Consider the following 19,905-nt stretch of genomic DNA (forward strand, 5'->3'; position numbering starts at 1 on the left):
CCAGCCTGTGGGTTGCCCGTGGACAACTCGATGCACAGCTTGTGGAACCTCTCGTCGTCCACAGCCTGTGGAGATCGTTCGTCCACGAATCCACAGGGAGCTGACCTGCCCTGATGATCCCTCAACAGCCTGGCCTGTGGACAGGATCGGGACAACTTCCCAGTCCCCAAGGTGTGGACGGAAAAAAGTGGCCCGATCTGTGGAGGACGGCCGTAACCCCGCAGTTAATCGAACAGTGGCTGGGACGGGCGTACGACCTCCGGGCACGACGCACGCGTCCTCGGGCACGACGCACGCGTCCCCGGGCACGCGAAAGGCGCCCCCGGAGTGTCCGGAGGCGCCTGTGGGGCCGGTGCCGGCGGCCGTCAGCCGTTCTTGATGCGGTTGGTCAGCTCGGTCACCTGGTTGTAGATGGAGCGCCGCTCCGCCATCAGATTGCGGATCTTGCGGTCGGCGTGCATCACCGTGGTGTGGTCCCGGCCGCCGAACAGGGCGCCGATCTTCGGCAGCGAGAGGTCCGTCAGCTCACGGCACAGGTACATGGCGATCTGCCGGGCCGTCACCAGCGCGCGCCCACGCGAGGTGCCGCACAGGTCCTCGACGGTGAGGCCGAAGTAGTCGGCGGTCGCGCCCATGATGGCCGTGGAGGTGATCTCGGGCGCGGAGTCCTCACCGCCCGGGATCAGGTCCTTGAGGACGATCTCCGTCAGGCCGAGGTCGACCGGCTGCCGGTTGAGCGAGGCGAAGGCCGTCACCCGGATCAGCGCGCCCTCCAGCTCGCGGATGTTCCGCGAGATCCGGGAGGCGATGAACTCCAGTACCTCGGGTGGGGCGTTGAGCTGTTCCTGCACGGCCTTCTTGCGCAGGATCGCGATGCGCGTCTCCAGCTCGGGGGGCTGGACGTCGGTGGTCAGGCCCCACTCGAAGCGGTTGCGCAGCCGGTCCTCCAGCGTCACCAGCTGCCGGGGCGGCCGGTCGGAGGAGAGCACGATCTGCTTGTTGGCGTTGTGCAGCGTGTTGAAGGTGTGGAAGAACTCCTCCTGCGTCGACTCCTTGTCCGCCAGGAACTGGATGTCGTCGACGAGCAGGATGTCCATCTCGCGGTAGCGCTTGCGGAAGCTGTCGCCCTTGCCGTCGCGGATGGAGTTGATGAACTCGTTGGTGAACTCCTCGGAGCTCACGTAGCGCACGCGGGTGCCCGGGTAGAGGCTGCGCGCGTAGTGCCCGATGGCATGCAGCAGGTGGGTCTTGCCCAGCCCCGACTCCCCGTAGATGAAGAGCGGGTTGTAGGCCTTCGCGGGCGCCTCGGCGACGGCGACGGCCGCCGCGTGGGCGAAGCGGTTGGAGGCGCCGATGACGAAGGTGTCGAAGAGGTACTTCGGGTTCAGGCGCGCGGTCGGCTCGCCCGGTCCGGTCGCCGGTGCCGGCTGTGCCGCGAGCGGTCCGGGGGCGCCGGTGGCGGGACCGGGGCCGACGGGGCCGCCGCGGTGCACGCGCCCGGAGCCGGACGGGGGCTCGGGCAGGTCCCGGCGGGGGCCGCGCTGGTCGTATTCACCGCGCGGGGAGTCGTATTCGCCGCGAGGGGGCTCGTATTCGCCGCGAGGGGGCTCGTAGTCGCCCCGAGACTGCTCGTAGTCGCCCCGAGGGGATTCGTAGTCGCCGCGGGGCTTGTCGTAGTCCCCGCGCTGCTGGTCGTACTCCCCGCGCTGCTGGTCGTAGTCGCCGCGCTGCTGGTCGTACGGCGGGCGCTCCGGGGACTGCGGCCGGTAGTCCTGCTGGTACGCGTCGTGGGGGTACGGCGCCGGGTCCTGGCCGTACGGCTCCTGCGGCGGTGAGGCGTAGGGGTCCCGCTCCGGGAAACCGAGGCGCTGCTGCTGCCAGCCGTAGTCGTCCTGCTGCGTCTGGCGCGGCCAGGAGCCGGGCTCGGGGCGCTGGTACTCCTGCGGGTAGGCGGGCCGGGCGGTGGGCAGCTGGTCGGCGCGGTGGCGGCCGTAGCCCTCGTAGTCGTCGCGGCCCTGACCGGGAGCGGGGAGCTCGGGTTCCTCGTAGCGGGGCTGGGGACGGCTGGGCGGCGCCTGCGGGGCGGGGCCGGCGGGTTCGCCCGCGGTGTCGTCGACGGTGATCGCGATGCGGATCGGGCGGCCGCACTCGCGACTGAGGGTCTCGCTCACGACGGGGGCGAGACGGCCCTCCAGCACGCCTTTCGCGAATTCGTTCGGTACGGCGAGCAGGGCGGTGTCGGCGACCAGCGCAAGCGGCTGGCAGCGCCGGATCCAGTGCTCGTCCTTCGACTCGACGCCCTGCCCGCGGCCTTCCCCGAGGAGTTGCTCCAGTACGCGTGGCCACACTGCGGCAAGATCGGCAGGTACGTCAGCCACAGGGCACGCTCTCTCATGAGTCCCTCGAAGGTGTGATTCGGGGACGGGTCGGGATGAAACTCGGGTGGGGCAGGGATAAGGGAACGAATCGGAGTTCAGCCACGGTAGTCAGCGCGGCCGGTAGGGTTCAAGTTGTTGTCCCCAGCCTGTGGACAAGTGTCTCCCGGTCCCCGTTGGTTTGACCGAATGGCGCAGTCCCACGTACCGTAACCAGGTCGAGTTGTCGATGGCTGCTGCCGCCTGCCTCCGATGGGCACAGGTCACGTCCAAGGTGATCGAAAAGCGGTGCACTCGGGCGTAACGCGAGCTACTCGTGGGCGCACGGTGACAGCCAGGACGGCACCCCGCCAACACCCGATTCTTTCTGGAGCCCCCGAGTGAGCAAGCGCACCTTCCAGCCGAACAACCGCCGTCGCGCCAAGACCCACGGCTTCCGGCTGCGGATGCGTACCCGTGCCGGCCGCGCGATTCTCGCGACTCGCCGCAGCAAGGGTCGCGCCCGCCTGTCCGCCTGATCCCGATCAGGTCATGACGTCGTGCTGCCCACCGAGAACCGGCTGAGGCGGCGCGAGGACTTCGCGACCGCGGTACGACGAGGACGCCGGGCCGGCCGCCCGGCACTCGTCGTCCACCTTCGAAGCGGTGCCACGGACCCGCACGCGCCTGGGGAGAGCGCTCCCCCGACACGTGCGGGTTTCGTCGTGAGCAAAGCTGTAGGAGGCGCGGTGGTGCGCACCAAGGTGAAGCGCAGGCTTCGCCATCTGGTGCGCGACCGGATCCACCTGTTGCCCCCCGGTAGCCTGGTAGTCGTACGAGCGCTGCCCGGTGCGGGTGACGCCGACCATGCACAGCTGGCCCGAGACCTGGACGCCGCCCTGGAGCGGCTACTGGGAGGGGGCGCGCGATGAAGTACCCGCTACTGGCTCTGATCAAGCTCTACCAGTGGACGATCAGTCCGCTGCTGGGGCCGGTGTGCAAGTACTACCCGTCGTGCTCCCACTACGGCTACACGGCCATCGACCGGCACGGAGCCGTCAAGGGCACGGCGCTCACGGCATGGCGCATCCTGCGATGCAATCCGTGGTCGCTGGGCGGCGTGGACCATGTCCCGCCGCGCAAGCGCCCGCGGTGGCACGAAATGCTGCGTGACGCCTGGCGTGCACGTAAGGGCGGGCCCTCCGCCGCCGAACCGGCCACCGAAGGACGGACGGCTCCCACGAGCCCCTCCGGCCCCTCGGGCCCGGCCGCAGAGACCTCGCCCCATGCCCAAGGAGCATGATTAGTGGACACGATTGCCAGCCTGTTCAGCTTTATCACCTGGCCCGTCTCCTGGGTCATCGTCCAGTTCCACACGGTGTACGGGGCGATCTTCGGACCTGACACCGGATGGGCCTGGGGCCTGTCCATCGTGTCCCTGGTGGTCCTCATCCGCATCTGCCTGATCCCGCTCTTCGTGAAGCAGATCAAGGCGACGCGCGGTATGCAGACGCTCCAGCCGGAGATGAAGAAGATCCAGGAGCGCTACAAGAACGACAAGCAGCGTCAGTCCGAAGAGATGATGAAGCTGTACAAGGAGACGGGCACCAACCCGCTCTCCTCGTGCCTTCCCATCCTGGCGCAGTCCCCGTTCTTCTTCGCCCTGTACCACGTGCTCAACGGCATCGCGTCCGGTGACACCGTCGGTGCGGTCAACCAGAAGCTCCTGGAGAGCGCGCAGCAGGCCCACATCTTCGGTGCCCCGCTGGCCTCCAAGTTCTTCAGCAGCGAGAGCGACGTCGCCGCCCTCAACGCCTCGCTGACCGACGTGCGGGTCGTCACCGCGATCATGATCGTGCTGATGTCCGCGTCGCAGTTCTTCACCCAGCGCCAGCTGATGACGAAGAACGTCGACACCACGGTGAAGACGCCGTTCATGCAGCAGCAGAAGATGCTGATGTACGTCTTCCCGGTCATGTTCGCCGTCTTCGGTGTGAACTTCCCCGTCGGTGTCCTCGTCTACTGGCTGACCACCAACGTGTGGACCATGGGCCAGCAGATGTACGTCATCCGCAACAACCCGACGCCGGGTTCCAAGGCCCAGGCCTCCTACCTCGAGCGGCTGCACAAGAGCGTCACCGAGCACGGCAAGACGCGCGGCCGGGGCGAGAGGGCCGTCGTGAAGGCCATCGTGGCCAAGGGCCGGGACCGCAACGAGTTCGAGCGCAAGTTCATCAACGGCCTGAACAAGGCGGGTCTCGCCGCCCAGCCCGACGGCAACGTGATCAAGAGCGATGCCTCCGCGGCCGCTCAGAGCGAGGACGGCACGGCCGTCGCCACCGGCACGCCCAAGCGTCAGCAGCCCAAGCGCCAGAGCAAGTCGCAGCGCCACCAGTCCACCAAGCCGGCCGGTGAGGCGGAGGCGAAGACCTCGCTCACCAAGTCCGACGAGCCGGAGGACGGCAAGCAGGCCGCCAAGCCCGCCGATGCCGCCAAGAAGTCCGGACAGCAGAAGCCCGCCCAGCAGAAGGGCGGCGGCACCCGCAGCAAGGCCCAGTCCGGGCAGCGCAAGGGCCCGCAGCGGCCCAAGTCCCCGTCGAAGAAGTAAGAAGGAGTCCATCCCGTGACGGAAGGCACCACCGCCGCCGCTGCCGAGGGCGCAGACACCCTCTCCCGCCTCGAGCAGGAGGGCGAGATCGCCGCGGACTACCTGGAGGGCCTGCTCGACATCGCCGACCTCGACGGCGACATCGACATGGACGTCGAGGCAGACCGTGCCTCTGTCTCGATCATCAGCGACTCGAACAGCCGCGACATCCAGAAGCTGGTCGGCCGGGACGGTGAGGTGCTGGAGGCTCTGCAGGAGCTCACGCGCCTGGCCGTGCACCGGGACACCGGTGACCGCAGCCGGCTGATGCTCGACATCGCCGGTTACCGCGCCCAGAAGCGCGCCGAGCTGTCCGAGCTGGGCGCCAAGGCCGCGGCCGAGGTCAAGAGCAGCGGCGAGTCCGTGCGGATGAAGCCGATGACCCCGTTCGAGCGCAAGGTCGTGCACGACGCGGTCAAGGCCGCAGGGCTGCGCAGCGAGTCCGAGGGCGAGGAGCCCGAGCGCTTCGTCGTCGTGCTTCCCGCCTGATCGCTTTTCTCGTTCTCCGGCCCCGTCTGTTGCGCAGGCGGGGCCGAGTTTTGTCAGCCTGATAGTTCTGGTGGTTCTGGCACCGGCGCCTGGTGCGCCGGGCGCCGTACGGAAGGACGGTCCCCGTGACGGAGGCAGCGGAGCTTCCCCCTGTACCCGAGCAGGCACGTGACGTGTTCGGCGATCGCTACGCGGACGCGGTCCGCTACGCGGAGCTGCTTGCCGAGGCGGGGGTGAAGCGCGGTCTGATCGGCCCGCGTGAGGTTCCCCGCCTGTGGGAGCGGCATCTGCTGAACTGTGCGGTGCTCTCGGAGGTCGTGCCCGAGGGCGTGACGGTGTGCGACGTCGGGTCGGGCGCCGGTCTGCCCGGGATTCCGCTGGCTCTGGTCCGGGACGACCTGAAGATCACTCTGCTGGAGCCGCTGCTGCGGCGCACGAACTTCCTGACCGAGGTCGTGGAGCTGCTGGGCCTGGATCATGTGACCGTCGTGCGCGGCCGGGCCGAGGAGGTCATGGGCAAGATGCCGCCGGTGCATGTGGTGACGGCTCGTGCCGTAGCACCGCTCGACCGCCTCGCCACCTGGGGGATTCCCCTGCTGCGCCCGTACGGCGAGATGCTCGCGCTCAAGGGCGACACGGCGGAGGAGGAGCTGAGGGCGGCGGCCACCGCGCTGAGCAAGCTGGGTGCCGAGAAGACTTCCGTCCTTCAGGTGGGCGAGGGTGTCGTGGATCCTCTGTCCACCGTGGTGCGGGTCGAGGTCGGTGAGAGCCCTGGTGGTGTGCGCTTCGCCGCCAAGCGGGCCAAGGCGGCTCGGACGGGGCGGACGCGTCGGCGTCGCGGCTGACCCGTCCTGGCGTCCGGCCGTACTCCACACAAGCTGCCAAACCTACGCATGCCGGAGTGTCGCGGGAGTTCGGCATCGCGCGCTGTGCATCGTGTTTCACGTGAAACGTCGCTCACTGCTGCACGGCATCATCAGTCGCGGCCGCGCTGCGGCCGACCCCCGCGACCGAAAGCCTCTCGGGTCGCTCGGAGAGGGGGCGGAGTTGTCCACAGAGGTGGATTTCTCCACAGAACACCAGGCCTCACTGGTTCATGACCCCGAAGGCATGGGAGGCTCTGTTCATTGCGAGCCTGAAGTCGAGGAGAGTGAATCCTTGCGGTCCGACGCCAATATCGCGGGACCGATGACCGATCCGGTCCCCGGTCCCCGTACCGAGTCGATGGGAGCGGATGTTTCACGTGAAACACCGCCTCCGATGGACGACACTCCGATCGGTCGCGCTGCCCAACTGGCGGTGGAGGCTCTGGGGCGCGCCGGCGAAGGGCTGCCGCGACCCGAGCAGACCCGGGTCATGGTGGTGGCCAACCAGAAGGGCGGTGTGGGCAAGACGACGACGACCGTCAACCTTGCCGCCTCACTCGCCCTCCACGGTGCCAGAGTCCTGGTCGTCGACCTGGACCCGCAGGGCAACGCGTCCACCGCCCTGGGCATCGATCACCATGCCGATGTCCCCTCCATCTACGACGTACTCGTCGAGAGCCGGCCACTCTCGGAAGTGGTCCAGCCGGTCCCGGATGTCGAGGGTCTGTTCTGCGCGCCCGCCACGATCGATCTCGCCGGTGCCGAGATCGAACTGGTCTCTCTGGTCGCCCGGGAGAGCCGGCTCCAGAGGGCGATCGCCTCATACGAGCAGCCGCTGGACTACATCCTCATCGACTGCCCGCCCTCCCTCGGCCTGCTGACGGTCAATGCGCTTGTCGCGGGCCAGGAGGTGCTGATCCCGATCCAGTGCGAGTACTACGCACTGGAAGGCCTGGGACAGCTGCTCCGCAACGTCGACCTGGTCCGAGGGCACCTCAACCCGACGCTGCATGTGTCGACGATCCTGCTCACCATGTACGACGGCCGGACGCGGCTCGCGTCCCAGGTCGCGGACGAGGTACGCAGCCACTTCGGCGAAGAGGTGCTGCGGACGAGCATTCCCCGCTCGGTCCGCATCTCCGAGGCCCCGAGCTACGGGCAGACGGTACTGACCTACGATCCAGGATCGAGTGGAGCCCTCTCCTATCTGGAGGCGGCACGTGAGATGGCGCTGAAGGGTGTGGGCGTCCAGTACGAGGCGACGCACGCTCACCTCGGCGCGCAGAATGACCCGAACATGGTGGAGGGGATCCAGTGAGTGAGCGACGGAGGGGGCTGGGCCGTGGTCTGGGCGCACTGATCCCCAACGCCCCGACGGAGAAGTCGGTGGCTTCGGCAGCGCTGGGGAACGCGGCCTCCGCTTCTCCGGGGACGATGCCACTGCTTCCGAACGAGCGTGGGGTGGCCGCGGCGAAGGTGGCCACGCTGCCCCCAGTTTCACGTGAAACAGAGGAGTCGGCGGCATCCGGTGGTACGGAAGGTCTCCGGGCCCCCATGGGGGCGCACTTCGCCGAGGTCCCTCTCGAGGCCATCACGCCGAACCCGAAGCAGCCGCGTAAGGACTTCGATGACGACGCGCTGGCTGAGCTGGTCACGTCCATCAGGGAGGTCGGGCTCCTCCAGCCGGTCGTCGTCCGGCCGATCGGCCACGGTCGCTATGAGCTGATCATGGGCGAGCGCCGTTTCCGGGCCTGCCGCGAGCTGGAGCTGGAAGCCATCCCGGCCATCGTCCGGGCCACCGAGGACGAGAAGCTTCTCCTGGACGCCCTTCTGGAGAACCTGCACCGTGCCCAGCTGAACCCGCTGGAAGAGGCCTTCGCCTACGACCAGCTGCTGAAGGACTTCAACTGCACGCACGACCAGCTGGCCGACCGGATCGGGCGCTCCCGGCCCCAGGTCTCCAACACGCTGCGTCTGCTGAAGCTCTCGCCGAAGGTGCAGAACCGGGTGGCCGCGGGCGTGCTGTCCGCAGGGCATGCCCGGGCGCTGCTCTCCGTCGACGACCCGGAGGAGCAGGACCGCCTCGCGCACCGCATCGTGGCCGAAGGGCTCTCCGTGCGGTCGGTCGAGGAGATCGTGACCCTGATGGGTTCCCGGCCCCAGAAGCCGCAGCGCGCCAAGGGCCCGCGTGCCGGCTCCCTGGTCTCCCCGGCGCTGTCCGACCTGGCGACGCGGCTGTCCGACCGCTTCGAGACCCGAGTGAAGGTCGACCTGGGGCAGAAGAAGGGCAAGATCACCGTGGAGTTCGCCTCCATGGACGACCTTGAGCGGATCCTCGGAAGCCTCGCCCCCGGTGAAGGGCCCGTGCTGCAGAAGGGGCTCTTGGACGACGAGGACGAAGACCTCGACTCCTGAAGCAGGCCGCCAGGGCGGGCCGTGTCCGGTGCATACCGGAACACGGCCCGCCCTTTGCTTTGCGTCGGTGTCGAGGCCAGCGCATCGTGGATACGATGCGATCGGGATGCGACATCACCTGGCAGTACCTCTGAGAGGAAGGCAGGGGCCATGCGCACGATGGGCCGCACCGGACTGGTGAGCGCGGGCTTGGGGCTGGGCGCGGTCGGTGGCTTCATCGGCAGCCTGCTCAGGGAACGGAGCGCTCTGACAGCCGCTCGTGACGCGGCAGGCGAAGGAAGCGAGGAACAGCCTTCATGGGGCGCCGGCTCGTACCGCTCACGCTGGACAACCTTCAGGACCTTCCCCAGGGCTGTCGCTCGTGTGTCTTCTGGGAACTGGATCCCGTCAGCGGCGAAGCCGCGGTAAAGGCCGGGACGCCCGCCCTGGAGAAGGAGTCATGGATCTCGGCCGTGTTGCTCGACTGGGGATCGTGCGGCCGGGTGGTCTACGTCGATGACGTGCCGGTGGGCTTCGTTCTCTATGCCCCGCCGGCCTACGTGCCCCGCTCGGCTGCTTTCCCCACAAGCCCCGTCTCGTCCGACGCTGTGCAGCTGATCACGGCGTTCGTGGTGCCGGGCTACCAGGGACAGGGGATCGGTCGCGTGATGGTTCAGACCGTCGCCAAGGATCTGCTGCGCCGGGGCTTCAAGGCGATCGAGGCCTTCGGGGACGCACGCTGGAAGGAGCCGGCCTGTGTCCTGCCCGCGGAGCATCTGCTGGCGGTGGGCTTCAAGACGGTCCGGCCCCACCCCCGTCATCCGCGGCTAAGGCTGGATCTGCGGTCCACGCTGTCCTGGAAGGAAGACGTGGAGTTGGCGCTGGACCGTCTGCTCGGAGCCGTGCAGAAGGAACCCGCGCTGCGTCCGCTCTAGCGGCGAGCCAGGATGAGGCGGCTGCCGTAAGCGAAGGGGCCGACCCATCCGGGTCGGCCCCCTCGTGTTTCACGTGAAACGTCAGTCGGCGATGAATTCCTCGAGGTCGCGAACGATCGCGGCCTTCGGCTTGGCGCCGACGATGGTCTTGGCCACCTCGCCACCCTGGTAGACGTTCAGGGTCGGGATGGACATGACGCCGTACTTGGCGGCCGTACCCGGGTTCTCGTCGATGTTCAGCTTGACGATCTCGATCCTGTCGCCGTACTCGGCGGCGATCGCCTCGAGGGACGGCGCGATCTGGCGGCACGGACCGCACCAGGCGGCCCAGAAGTCCACCAGGACGGGCTTGTCGTTCTTGAGGACGTCCTGCTCGAAGGAGTCGTCGGTCACATGCTTCAGGGTGCCGGCCACGGCGGGCTCCTTAACTGGTTGGTGCGGGGGATGGGGGGTCAGACGGTGGTCTTCTCGGGCTCCGCCTTGTCCTCGTCGCTGAGCGCGGCGAGGAAGCGCTCGGCGTCGAGAGCGGCGGAGCAGCCGGTGCCGGCCGCGGTGATCGCCTGGCGGTAGGTGTGGTCGACCACGTCACCGGCGCCGAAGACACCGGTCAGGTTGGTGCGGGTCGACGGAGCCTCCACCTTCAGGTAACCCTCCGGGTCCAGGTCGAGCTGGCCCTTGAAGAGCTCGGTGCGCGGGTCGTGGCCGATCGCGATGAACAGGCCCGTCACCGGCAGGTCCGAGAGTTCGCCGTTCTTCACATTGCGCAGCTTCAGGCCGGACAGCTTCTGGTCGCCCTGGACCTCCGCAACCTCGCTGTCCCAGACGAACGTGATCTTCGGGTCGGCGAAGGCGCGCTCCTGCATCGCCTTGGAGGCGCGCAGGGTGTCCCGGCGGTGGACGATCGTCACCGACTTGGCGAAGCGGGAGAGGAACGTGGCCTCCTCCATCGCGGTGTCACCACCGCCGATCACAGCGATGTCCTGGTCCTTGAAGAAGAACCCGTCACAGGTCGCGCACCAGGAGACGCCGCGTCCGGAGAGGGCGTCCTCGTTCGGCAGGCCGAGCTTGCGGTGCTGGGAGCCGGTGGTGATGATGACGGCCTTGGCCCGGTGGACCGTGCCCGCGGTGTCGGTGACGGTCTTGACCTCGCCGGACAGGTCGACGGCGACGACATCGTCGGGGATCAGCTCGGCGCCGAAGCGCTCGGCCTGGGCGCGCATGTTGTCCATGAGCTCAGGGCCCATGATGCCGTCCTGGAAACCGGGGAAGTTCTCCACCTCGGTGGTGTTCATCAGTGCTCCGCCCGCGGTGACGGCTCCTTCGAACACCAGCGGCTTCAGCGAAGCACGCGCGGTGTACAGGGCCGCCGTGTAGCCGGCGGGCCCGGAGCCGATGATGATCACGTTTCGGACGTCGCTCACGGCTGCATTCCTCGTCTCTGGACTAGCTTCTTCGGGGCCGGGTGAAGCTGCACTCGGAACTCTCACCCCACCTAACGGATCCTACGGGGCGCGCATTCCCGCCGTGCCCGGGCACACGGGAACGGCGCCGGGGCGCGGGACGGGAGGGGAGAAGCTGATTGCTACGGGCGTGCGTAGGAGTGCTGCAGGAGGATCTCCGCCTTGCTGACGGCTGGCTCCCGTACGCACGACGAGTCGACGATGTAGGCGGTGACCCGCGAGTCGTTGGAGGCGTCGGGCAGGACCACGAGCAGGACGTCCTTGCCCTGGTAGATGCCCTTCTCCGTAGCGATCACCGCGTCGTCGCGGGCGATGCCCTTCTCGATGCACTCCGGGATCGTCGGCTGCTTGAAGACATGGTTCTCGGCACCGGTCTCGTTGCCGTTCCCGGACTCCGTGCCGAAGGTGCGGGGGGTGCGCGGTCCGCTCTCGTTGGCCTGCTCGCCCGCGAGGAGGCCGGTGACCTTGTCCTGGAGCTTGCCCTCGGAGAAGGTGTCCGCCGGCGCCGACTGCTGTCCGTGGGCGGTGTCGTCCGATCGGCTGCCCCCGGTCAGGGAGGACACGACGACTGAACCGAGGCCGATGGCGGCAGCGGCGGCCACGGCGCCGAGTACGGCGATCCGGCGCCTGCCGCCACGACGGCGGTCCTTGCGGCCCGGGCCGGTGGAGGAGGGACGGGCATGCCCGGCGGGACGGTCGGCTGCCGCCGATGCCGGAGGCAGTGCCGATGTTTCACGTGAAACACGCGCGCTGTCGTCGCTGGACGCGGCTTCCCCTGCGGTGGCGTCCAGCGCCGCCTCGGCCGCCAGGGCGGAGTCGATACGCTCGGCCACGTCGTCCGGCATCCGTTCCGGCTCCGGCAGGGCGCCGAGCAGTCCCTGGATCTCCTCCAGGGAGGCGTAGACGTCCGCGCAGAGGTCGCACCCCTCCAGATGCCGGCGTATGTCTGTCGTCCGGGTGGTCGGGAGGAGGCCTTCGGCGAGGTCGGAGATCTCCGCGACGTCCGGGTGCCCGGCCTTGTCTGTCGTCGACGACGTCACGCTCGTCCACCTCCGCCCTTCACTGCGGCTGAATCGCTCGACCCGTTCTCCGGCGGACCCGCACGGAGCGGTTCCGCTGCCGGTGGGACGGATGTCCCCGGCGTCCGGTTCCGCTCGGCGCCGGACTTCCTGTCCTCGCCGCTCCCACCGCTGCCCTCCGGGCGCAGATGGGAGAGCTGCGGCAGGAGTCTGGCTCTGCCCCGGGCGCACCTGCTCTTGATCGTGCCGGTCGGCACGTCGAGGATCCGGGCGGCCTCGGCGACGGGGTAGCCCTGCATGTCCACCAGGACGAGAGCCGCCCGCTGGTCGGCCGGCAAGGTGCCCAGGGCCTTCAGCAGTTGGCGGTGCAGGTCGTTGCGCTCGGCGGGAGCGGAGGCCGACTCGTGCGGCTCCAGAAGCTGCTCCAGGCGCTCGGTGTCGTCGACCGGAGCGGTCTTCCGGGAAGCGGCCTTGCGCGCCCGGTCCAGACAGGCGTTTACGGTGATCCGGTGCAGCCACGTCGTGACGGCCGCCTGGCCGCGGAAGGTGTGGGCGGCCCGGTAGGCGGAGACGAGCGCGTCCTGAACGGCGTCGGCTGCCTCCTCCCGGTCTCCCAGCGTCCGCAGGGCCACGGCCCAGAGCCGGTCGCGGTGACGGCGTACGAGCTCACCGAAGGCGTCGGGGTGGCCGTCGACATGGCTGGTCAAAAGGTCCTGATCGCTCATGTCGCCGAGCGAAGGCTCTTCCTGCACGACTCCCCTCCCTCCGCGGGCGACTCACGAACGCGTCAGCTGGTCACCTTGACGTCCACGACTCTTCCGCGGAAATTGCCGTCGTCCGTCGGCGGCAGCTGGGTGAGCCAGACCAGCAGGTAGCGCGCCTGGAGTGGCTCTCCGGGCTTGAGCGTCACCGTAGTGCCGGTGCCCTCGGCGGCCTTCGTGTACCCGTCGATGCTCTGCGGCTCGGTGGTATCCGTTCCGGCGGACCGGAGCTCGACGGAGGTGTTTCCGACGAACGATACGGTCACCTCGCCCACCTGCTGGACCTTGCCAAGGTCGAGGACGACGCCGAGCCCCGACTTCAGGCGCCCGAAGTCGGCGCTCCTGTAGTAGTCGGTCTGCCAGTAGGTACCGGGAGCGCCGTCGTAGACATTGCCGACGTCGGACGGCTTCTCGGAGCCGTCACCGAGGGGATCGAAGTCGCGCGCGCCCGTGATGGCGACCGGTTGCCCGCCGGCGGCCGGCTTCTCCGGGCTCTTGTCGTTGTCGCCGTCCGTCGTCTGCGTCTGGTTCTGGTCGTCGGACTTGCCACCCCGCTCCATGAGCGCGTCCGCCAGCTGCCAGCTGCCCAGGCCGAGGGCGGCGATCAGCAGAGCGGAGACGCTCCACTTCAGTGCCTTGCCGGTGCGGCTCTGCAGCGGGGGCGGCGGCGTCTGCACCGCCTGGGTGGCGCCGGGGCGCGGTGCCGGACGGCCGTAGGCGCCCTGCTGGTAGGCGGTGCGCTGGTAGTCGGGCGGTGCGGTGTACGACGGCTCCGGCGGGCGGATGCGGGGCATCTCGCCGATCGCCTTCACCAGCTCCTCCGGCGTGGTGCACGGAGCCTCGTGCCGGGAAGCGGTCGCGCCGTCGTTGGCGAGCGCCCGCATGGCCAGTTCGGACAGGCCGCGGTGGACGCCCGCGCGGACCTGGTCCGGCGGGATCAGCCCGATGTCCTTGGGCAGACCGGCCAGACCGTGGGCGTCGCTCTCGTACGGCCAGCGCTGGGTGAGCGTGGCGTACAGCAGGGCGCCGATGGCCTCGGTGTCAGTGCGCTGCGGGGACGCGGAACTGATGCCGCGCAGTGCGGCGTTGACGGCGAGGCCGCGGATCCGCCACTGGCCCGACGACGTACGCAGCACCGCGTTGGGGCTCAGCCGCAGATGGGCAAGGCCCTCACGGTGGGCGGCCGCCATGGCGGAGGACACCTGACTGACCATCTGGTAGGCGTCGTACACCTCCAGCGGGCCGGAGGCGAGGAGGGCGGTCAGCTCTGTGGCGTCGGGGAGCCACTCGTGGACGACGTAGACGAGGTCGTTGTCCTCGACGGCGTCCAGCACCTGGACGAAGCGGGGGTCGCCGAGCAGCGCGGAGGAGCGTGCCGCGGCCAACACGGAGCGGGCCCGCGTGTGGTCGGTCGGCAGGATGTGGACTCCGACGGCGCGGCGGAGCTTCTCGTCGACGGCCCGCCAACTGCTGAAGCCGTCCAGACGGGTGACGCACTCCTCGAGGCGGTAGCGTCTGGCGAGCTTGTGCCCGCTGTGCAGTTCGGGAGGCGAGGCCTTGCCGGTTTCCTCGCTCGTGGGGGTCCCCTGTGCCTCGTCGCTGTCCGTGTCCCGCTCCCGGTTGTTGGCCACCCCGTCGGCCGTGGACTGGTCCGCCTGTGCGGTCAGCGGCTCATCACCGCTGTTGTCTGCCACGTCGACGGCAGCTGTGCTCCGTTCCGCCACCGTCGTTCCTGCCTCCCCATTCGATGCGCGTCGGCCGACTCCCGATGTGCGCGTCCGACGCCGAACCCAATTGTGCCCACAGTCCGGCGCTATGCACGACACACGGCGGCGGACGATGGTTGTGCGCCTACCCCGGGTCTCAGCGTCCCAGGCGTCCGCGCACCATGCCGACCAGAGAGTTGACCTCCTCGATGCGCATCCGGCGGGCGGCGACGAAGAAGACACCGAACAGCAGCAGCCCGCCGGCCAGCAGCGCGGCGAACGAACCCACGACACCCTGACCGAGCGACTTGGTGATGGCGTAGCAGGCCGCGCCACCGAGCAGGACGGCCGGGACGGAGGCGATGCACAGCCGGGCGTACGTCCGCAGCACCCGGGCGCCGTCGAGGTCGCCGCCGAGCCGCTTGCGCAGCCTGCGCCAGGCGATGCCCACGCCGATCACGTAGGCCAGGCCGTAGGAGGCGGCCATGCCGACCACGGCCCAGCGCGCCGGCAGCAGGAGGAAGCAGAGTCCCGAGGCGGCGGCGTTGACCGCGGCCACGATGACCGTGTTGTAGAAGGGCGTCCGGGTGTCCTCGTAGGCGTAGAAGGCGCGCAGGACGACGTACTGGACGGAGTACGGGATGAGGCCGAGGCCGAAGGCCATCAGCATGTAGCCCATGTTGGTGGCCTCGCCGGTGCCCGAGGAACCGAACATGAGCGTGCACATCGGAATGCCGAGCGCGACGAATGCGAAGGAGACAGGGACGATGGCGACGGCCGTGGTGCGCAGACCCTGGGAGATGTCGTCCCGCACCGCTCCGCCGTCCTCCTCGGACGCCGAGCGGGAGATGCGGGGCAACAGGGCTGCCATCAGGGAGACGGTGATGATGGCCTGGGGCAGGCCCCAGATCAATTGCGCGTTCGCGTAGGCGGCGAAGCCGGTGCCGTCGACGGGCGAGGCCTTGCCGGCCGCGGTGGAGAGCTGAATGACGATCATGGCGCCGGCCTGGTTGGCGAGCACGAACAGGACCGTCCACTTGGCGAGGGTGACGGCCTTGCCGAGTCCGTGGCCCTTCCAGTCGAAGCGCAGCCGGAGCCGGAAACCCGTCTCTCGCAGGTAGGGAATCATGGCCAGGGACTGGACGATGAGGCCCAGCAACACCCCGATACCGAGCAGCTTCTCGCCCTCCGGCGGGATGCTGGTGACCTTCATCCCCGAGTTCTCCGCGGTGCCGTAGACCCAGATGAACATCCCCAGGGTCACGATGATGACGATGTTGTTGAGGACCGGCGTCCACATCATCGCGCCGAACCTGCCGCGGGCGTTGAGGATCTGCCCCATCACCACATGGAGGCCCATGAAGAAGATCGAGGGCAGGAAGTAGCGGACGAAGGTGATGCCGACCTCGTTCGCGGCCGGGTCACTGGCGACGGGGTTGGACAGCAGCCGGATCAGCAGGGGGGCGGCGAAGACCGTGATCACGGTCAGGGCGCCCAGCGCCACCATGACGAGGGTCAGCAGACGGTTGGCGAAGGCCTCGCCACCGTCCTCGTCGTCCTTCATCGCCCTGACGAGCTGCGGCACGAAGACAGAGTTGAGGCCGCCACCGACGGTGAGGATGTAGATCATCGTGGGCAGCTGGTAGGCGACCTGGAAGGTGTCTCCGAGCAGCCCGACGCCCAGAGCCGAGACGATCAGCGCCGACCGGATGAACCCCGTCAGCCGCGACACCATCGTGCCCGCGGCCATCACGGCGCTCGACTTCAGGAGGCCACCCGCGCGCCCGCCCTTCTTGGCCGTGCCGGCCGGAGCGGCCGCGGGAGCCGGCTCGGGCTCCACGAGGGGCGCCTCGGCCGCTTCCGGGGTCGGGGCGACAGCGTACTGGCCGGGAGCGGGTGGCGCGTGCTGCTCATGCCCCGGTGCCGGGCCGCCGTACTGGCCGGGTGCCGGAGGGTTTCCGTAGGGGGCGGGCCCTTGCGGAGCGCCGTACTGAGCGGGTCCCTGCGGGCCGCCGTACTGAGCGGGTCCCTGCGGGCCGCCGTACTGGGCCGGTCCCTGCGGGCCGCCGTACTGGGCCGGTCCCTGGGGAGCGCCGTACGGCCCCGGTGCCTGGGCAGGCGCGGGTACGCCGGTGTGGTCGTCGTACGAGGGGTGGCCGCCGCCCTGCTGCTGGTCGCGGAAGAGGTGCGCGAAGGCGTCCGGCTCGTGGCGCTGGTCACCGGCCTGGGTGACCAGGTCGTCCACGCCGACGAACTGGGTCGTCCGCGGGTCGTCGCCGTACGGCAGGTACTGCGTCGGGCCCTCCGGTTCGGGGGCCGGGGTCTGCCCCCAGACGCGTGGGTCGGGGGCGTGCGGCGACTGGGCCGGCTGGGAGTACAGCGGCTGCTGCGGCGGGTACGCGCCCGGCGGCGGCGGGGGGTGCGCGGCGCGGTCGTAGAGCGCCTCGGAGACCGGGTCCTGGGCGGAGAGGTCCTGTGCCCGGTAGGGGTCCTGGTCGTAGGCGTCCTGGAGGTACATGTCCGCGGGCGGCTGCGGCGGCGTCTGACGGGGGTCCTGCGGCGGGTCCTCGGGGTGGCCCGAGCCGTCCGCGGACCGACCGCGGTCACCGTCGTACGGCGCGTTCATCGCTACCCCACCTCATCGTCCCGGGCCGACCGGCCACGACATCCTCAACGGTCCACTCTCTCACCCGTGCCGGACGGGTCAGTGCTTCCCGTTGCGGTGTTTGGTGTCGGGTCACCCGGCTGCTCGGGGTCGCCTGCCCGGGCCGATGCCTCGGACTCCTTCTTGAGACGCTCCTCGGTGCCGTCCGGGTTCTCCGGCCCGTCTTCGGGGTCCTGGGACGCCTCCGACCCGTCGGACCCGTCCTTCCCGGCGTCCCGGGCCGCGGCACGCTTGCGCTGCGTGTACATCCGGAAGCCGGCGAGGACGAGCAGCAGGACACCGCCGCCGATGACGAGCATCACGGTGGCCGTGATCTCGGTGACCTTCACGTCGAAGGTGACGGGCTCGCCGTACTTGCGTCCGTCCATCGTGTACAGCTGGGCGATCACCGTCGCCCGGCCGTTGGCATTGGCGGACGTGGTGAACTTCACCGACTGGCTGTGGCCGCCGGAGACCGAGATCGGCTGCTCCTCGTATCGGTCGCCGTCGATCTCCAGGCGGGTCGGGTTGGTCGAGGTGAGCCGCAGTACCAGGGGCCCGACGTCCTGCACCAGGTTGTTCTGCACCGTTACCGGGATGGTGGCGCTGCGGCCGGAGAGCTTGGTCTCGGACTTGTCGATCAGTTTGACCTGGCCGGTGAGCCCGTCGAGGTAGCGCTTCACGCCGTCGCGGAACGACTCCGCCTCGGTGGCCCGGCCCCGCCAGGACACGGACATCTCCCGGTTGAGCGCACGTCCGATGGGGGTCACCACGCGGGACGGGTTCGACAGGACGACTTGGAAATTGTCGAGCGTGCCCTGGGTCCGGGCGATCTCCTCGAACGCCGATCGCGGCAGCTCGTTCTTGCGCAGTTCCGAGGGGTACGACGAGGTCCCCGGGACCTTCGTGGTCGCGTCCGGGTCCGGCTTGGCCGCCGCGGCGGCCTCCAGTTTCTGGGACTCGGACCAGTTGCTCCCCTGCAGGGCGCGCAGCGCCTCGGCCATGGCGCGTGCCTGGCTCCCGGACGGCATGCGCTGCGGTGCGATGACCACGCTGCGCTGCTTTCCGGTCTGGAGGCCCAGGCCCAGGCTCTGGGCGAGGAACCGCTGCACCGCCAGTGTGGACGAGGACGCCTTCGTCAGGTCGCCCTCGAACGCCGTGGACAGCCGTGCGTCCGCGACGACGGCCGTGGTGCCGCCGCCGACGGGCCGGGCGGCGGAAGGCGTGTACGACAGACCGTTGCTCTCCTGGAGGCTGTCGCTGCGGGCGATCACCTTGTCGGCGCCGGCGGAGGTCGCGACCTTGACGATCGACCGGTCGACGGCGCCGTCCACGGGCCAGGCGAACTCGGTGCTCGGCTTCACGTGGAGGATTGTCCCGACCGTGTCTTCGATGACGTCCGTGGCGCTCTTCAGCTGGCTCAGCGAGCCGGTGACGGCCGTGCCGTTGTGAGCCAGGGACGCCAGGTCGGGGTCGGCGAAGGGGAGGGCGACGACCTCCTTGTCGGCCACCGCGTCCTGCAAGTCGGCGAGCCACTGCTTGGCGACGTCCTGATGGGTTCCGGCGACGGTTTTGTCGCCGTCCCGGACGCGGTAGCTGCCGGTCATCGCGTCGACGGAGGCCAGCAGGTCCGGGTCGACCACCCAGGTGACGTCGAGATCCTTGCCCAGCGTCAGCATCTGGTTCAGCCGGCCGCCGGGGGAGATCTCCTTGGCCAGGTCGTCGTTGAGGAGGACCGGGGTCTGCTCCTCGTTCGGCCCCGTCTCGGCGGCCATGTGCGTGGTGGAGATCAGCGGCCACAGGGCCGTCGTCCGGGTCTTGGTGTCGGCCCCGCCGGGCTGCCACGGCAGGAAGGTCCGCTGGATGCCGAGGATCTGCTCCCATGGCTGCGCGGAGGTCTGCCCGGAGAGCGAGACGGCGAATTCGTAGACGCCGTCCTCGCCGAGGTTCAGGTCGTCGGCGGGCACGGAGATGTTGAAGTGCTCGGCCACGCCCGGGACCAGCTTGGAGAACTTCTCGGTGTACTTGTTCTCGATCTCCGGGGCGATGGATCCCTGGAGGTCGTCGCTCTCCTTGGCGATCGAGTCGACGGACGAGCGGGTCTCCACCTCGGGGCCCACGCGCAGGCCCACGTGGGCGTCGGTGACGGCCTGCTTGCCGTTGTTGGTGACGGTGCCGGACACGGTCACCGTGTCCCCGTCCGTGGGCGCCGAGGGGGTGAGCGAGTCGACGGCGACGGACACCGGGCCCGAATCGGCGTCGGCCCGGGCGGGCGGCTTGCCGTCGGCGTGTGCCGCTCCGGCGGCGGGCAGCTGGACCAGGCCGGCCAGCAGCGGCGCCCCGGCGAGCAGTGCCGTGGTGCGCCGGCGCCACCGGCGGGCAGGAGAGGGACTGGTCCCCTGGAAGTCTGCCGCCTCGGCCACGCGCTCGCCCGTCCCTCGTCGTGATCAGTGGTCGTCGGAATGTGCGTCCACGCATGGTAACGATGTGCGCCGAGAGGAAGTGCCGCGGCGTACGCCACAAGATCGCCTGCGAGGGCGGGCCGCCCTTTATCTGCGCCTATAAAGGGAGCAGGGCCGCACTGGGGGATTTCGGGCCGCGATCAATGGGGGCGCCTGGCTCCGCCCGGG

Annotated in this window: 17 protein-coding genes; 9 read left to right on the forward strand and 8 right to left on the reverse strand. The window is 69.4% G+C overall.

The genetic code is table 11. The annotated features are described in order from the left end of the window. Positions 1-365: 365 nt before the first annotated feature. Positions 366-2,378, reverse strand: a complete 2,013-nt coding sequence (dnaA, locus tag DMH12_RS10415; protein WP_125491286.1) for a chromosomal replication initiator protein DnaA — start codon at positions 2,376-2,378, stop codon at positions 366-368. A gap of 377 nt (positions 2,379-2,755) precedes the next feature. Between dnaA and rpmH the strand changes: the two genes are divergently transcribed. The 9 genes from rpmH (at position 2,756) to DMH12_RS10460 (ending at position 9,685) form a co-directional block, all read left to right on the forward strand. Then, positions 2,756-2,893 carry a 50S ribosomal protein L34 gene (gene rpmH / locus DMH12_RS10420; RefSeq protein ID WP_003975051.1) on the forward strand — a complete coding sequence of 46 codons (138 nt, stop codon included), beginning with the start codon at positions 2,756-2,758 and terminating at the stop codon, positions 2,891-2,893. A gap of 21 nt (positions 2,894-2,914) precedes the next feature. Further along, entirely contained in the window at positions 2,915-3,286 is a 372-nt protein-coding gene (gene rnpA / locus DMH12_RS10425; protein WP_125491287.1) for a ribonuclease P protein component, read from the forward strand. Beyond that, positions 3,283-3,657, forward strand: a complete 375-nt coding sequence (gene yidD / locus DMH12_RS10430; RefSeq protein ID WP_125491288.1) for a membrane protein insertion efficiency factor YidD — start codon at positions 3,283-3,285, stop codon at positions 3,655-3,657. The genes rnpA and yidD overlap by 4 nt, the downstream gene beginning before the upstream one ends. A 3-nt stretch (positions 3,658-3,660) precedes the next feature. After that, positions 3,661-4,962: a membrane protein insertase YidC gene (gene yidC / locus DMH12_RS10435; protein WP_125491289.1), complete on the forward strand. Its 1,302-nt coding sequence runs from the start codon at positions 3,661-3,663 to the stop codon at positions 4,960-4,962. Positions 4,963-4,977: 15 nt separating this feature from the next. After that, complete coding sequence (locus DMH12_RS10440) at positions 4,978-5,490, forward strand: R3H domain-containing nucleic acid-binding protein (RefSeq protein ID WP_125491290.1); 513 nt, start codon at positions 4,978-4,980, stop codon at positions 5,488-5,490. Positions 5,491-5,615: 125 nt separating this feature from the next. After that, positions 5,616-6,335 (forward strand): 16S rRNA (guanine(527)-N(7))-methyltransferase RsmG, encoded by a 720-nt coding sequence (gene rsmG, locus DMH12_RS10445; protein WP_125491291.1) that lies wholly within the window; start codon positions 5,616-5,618, stop codon positions 6,333-6,335. Between the two features lie 265 nt (positions 6,336-6,600). Further along, a complete protein-coding gene (locus DMH12_RS10450; RefSeq protein ID WP_163015882.1) occupies positions 6,601-7,674 on the forward strand; it encodes a ParA family protein in 1,074 nt (357 codons plus the stop codon). Then, on the forward strand, positions 7,671-8,771 hold the full coding sequence (locus DMH12_RS10455) for a ParB/RepB/Spo0J family partition protein (protein WP_125491292.1): 1,101 nt from the start codon (positions 7,671-7,673) through the stop codon (positions 8,769-8,771). The genes DMH12_RS10450 and DMH12_RS10455 overlap by 4 nt, the downstream gene beginning before the upstream one ends. A gap of 296 nt (positions 8,772-9,067) precedes the next feature. Then, on the forward strand, positions 9,068-9,685 hold the full coding sequence (locus DMH12_RS10460) for a GNAT family N-acetyltransferase (RefSeq protein ID WP_125491293.1): 618 nt from the start codon (positions 9,068-9,070) through the stop codon (positions 9,683-9,685). A gap of 81 nt (positions 9,686-9,766) precedes the next feature. On the opposite strand, the gene trxA is transcribed toward DMH12_RS10460, so the two are convergent. From trxA to DMH12_RS10495, 7 genes are all read right to left on the reverse strand, one after another. Then, positions 9,767-10,099, reverse strand: a complete 333-nt coding sequence (gene trxA, locus DMH12_RS10465) for a thioredoxin (protein ID WP_125491294.1) — start codon at positions 10,097-10,099, stop codon at positions 9,767-9,769. Positions 10,100-10,137: 38 nt separating this feature from the next. Further along, entirely contained in the window at positions 10,138-11,106 is a 969-nt protein-coding gene (gene trxB, locus DMH12_RS10470) for a thioredoxin-disulfide reductase (protein ID WP_125491295.1), read from the reverse strand. A 161-nt stretch (positions 11,107-11,267) separates the two neighbouring features. Beyond that, positions 11,268-12,185 (reverse strand): anti-sigma factor, encoded by a 918-nt coding sequence (locus DMH12_RS10475; protein ID WP_125491296.1) that lies wholly within the window; start codon positions 12,183-12,185, stop codon positions 11,268-11,270. Next, positions 12,182-12,916 (reverse strand): RNA polymerase sigma factor SigM, encoded by a 735-nt coding sequence (gene sigM / locus DMH12_RS10480; RefSeq protein WP_260474171.1) that lies wholly within the window; start codon positions 12,914-12,916, stop codon positions 12,182-12,184. Before sigM ends, DMH12_RS10475 begins: the two co-directional genes overlap by 4 nt. A gap of 35 nt (positions 12,917-12,951) precedes the next feature. Next, positions 12,952-14,649, reverse strand: coding sequence for a protein kinase family protein (locus tag DMH12_RS10485; protein WP_125491298.1), 1,698 nt, complete (start codon positions 14,647-14,649; stop codon positions 12,952-12,954). A gap of 139 nt (positions 14,650-14,788) precedes the next feature. Beyond that, complete coding sequence (gene murJ, locus DMH12_RS10490) at positions 14,789-17,257, reverse strand: murein biosynthesis integral membrane protein MurJ (protein WP_125491299.1); 2,469 nt, start codon at positions 17,255-17,257, stop codon at positions 14,789-14,791. Between the two features lie 44 nt (positions 17,258-17,301). After that, entirely contained in the window at positions 17,302-19,698 is a 2,397-nt protein-coding gene (locus DMH12_RS10495) for a DUF6049 family protein (protein WP_125491300.1), read from the reverse strand. Between the last annotated feature and the right edge of the window lie 207 nt (positions 19,699-19,905).

Origin of the sequence: Streptomyces sp. WAC 04229 (assembly GCF_003947455.1) — a bacterium.
Classification (GTDB): domain Bacteria; phylum Actinomycetota; class Actinomycetes; order Streptomycetales; family Streptomycetaceae; genus Streptomyces.

Coding starts and splice junctions, on each gene's coding strand:
- yidD (WP_125491288.1), top strand. CDS start 3,283: ATGAAGTACCCGCTACTGGCTCTGATCAAGCTCTACCAGTGGACGATC.
- DMH12_RS10450 (WP_163015882.1), top strand. CDS start 6,601: ATGGGAGGCTCTGTTCATTGCGAGCCTGAAGTCGAGGAGAGTGAATCC.
- murJ (WP_125491299.1), bottom strand. CDS start 17,257: ATGAACGCGCCGTACGACGGTGACCGCGGTCGGTCCGCGGACGGCTCG.
- DMH12_RS10460 (WP_125491293.1), top strand. CDS start 9,068: ATGGGGCGCCGGCTCGTACCGCTCACGCTGGACAACCTTCAGGACCTT.